Here is a 1,308-nt window from a genome sequence, read left to right as displayed (position 1 = left end):
GGTTCTTCACGGAATCTCGGGAAACACAGAAACAAGAACGCCGATTTGGTTGATGATGTTCGTGCGAGCAAACACATCTAACAAACCGGCGTTCTTATGCGAGATATTAATACTTTCCTTCCCTTTTGGGAGGGCTTTTCTGTCGTCAACATCAAGCCTGACGGCGATGCCCTTCAGATCGACCTGATCCCCCATGCCACCCGGTTCCCATGTTGTGGCGGCTGTCAAAAGCTCTGCTCAACCACTCATGAGTATTGCGAGCGCATCATTCGTGACTTGCCTATTCTCGGCCATGCGGTGCGCTTGAGCGTTTTGCTCCGGCGCGTTGGTTGCCGCGATTGTGGCAAGCGCATGGAGGCGGTTAGTTGGCTGGATCGCTATGCCCGCATGACCCGGCGCCTGGCAGAGGCCGTCATTCAAGCGTGCGAGCGCCTTCCAACGCTGCACGTGGCGCAGATGTTTGGCCTGCATTGGGAGACCGTTCGTTTACTGGAGCGTCGAGCCCTGCAAGCAGCATTAAGCGTTTTGCCAAAGGCGAAACCGCGACGCTTGGTCATGGACGAGTTCGCACTCTTCAAAGGTCATCGTTATGCCACCGTTGTCCTGGATGCGGATACGCGACGGGTGCTGTGGATCGGCGAAGGCCGTAGTCGGGCGGCGGTTAGACCCTTTTTTGAAGAGCTGGGGCCCGAGGGCTGCGCGCTAATCGAAGCGGTGGCGATGGACATGAACACCGCTTTTGATCTGGAGGTTCGTCACCACTGCCCCAAAGCGCGAGTGGTCTACGACCTCTTTCATGTGGTGGCCAAATATGGTCGAGAGGTAATTGACCGGGTTCGTGTCGACGAAGCCAATCGACTGCGCCATGACAGGCCTGCACGCAAAGTCATCAAGCAGGCGCGATGGTTACTGCTGCGCAATCCTGAGAACCTGAAAAACCCAGAGCAACAGGTTCATTTGCAGGATCTGCTGGCGGCCAACCAGTCGCTGATGACGGTCTATTTAATGAAGGCTGAACTCAAAACGCTCTGGACGCCGAGCACCGCCTGGGACTGGAGATCAGCTTGGAACCAATGGCTGCGTCACGCCCATGAAAGCGAGATACCTGCCCTGATGCAGTTTGCCAAAAGACTAAAGGGTTACTGGCGAGGCATCGTCAGTCGGGTTCGCTGGCCAATGCACACCGGTCAGTTGGAAGGAATAAACAATCGAATAAAGGTGATCAAGCGTATGGCGTATGGTTACCGGGATAGCGAATTCTTTTTCATGAAGATCAAGAGCGTCTTTCCCGGTAATCCGTGAAGAACC

General features: G+C 55.0%; 1 protein-coding gene. It reads left to right on the top strand.

Annotation, left to right across the window (positions count from 1 at the left end):
• Window positions 1-96: 96 nt before the first annotated feature.
• Window positions 97-1,302: an ISL3 family transposase gene (locus tag ACP7CJ_RS28800; RefSeq protein WP_276192863.1), complete on the top strand. Its 1,206-nt coding sequence runs from the start codon at window positions 97-99 to the stop codon at window positions 1,300-1,302.
• Window positions 1,303-1,308: the final 6 nt, after the last annotated feature.

The sequence above is a fragment of the Pseudomonas sp. PSPC3-2 genome, assembly GCF_049897085.1.
GTDB classification, from domain to species: Bacteria; Pseudomonadota; Gammaproteobacteria; order Pseudomonadales; family Pseudomonadaceae; genus Aquipseudomonas; species Aquipseudomonas paraveronii.
Note: the sequence above shows the minus strand (reverse complement) of the source record. Positions and strands in the feature narration are given on the sequence as shown.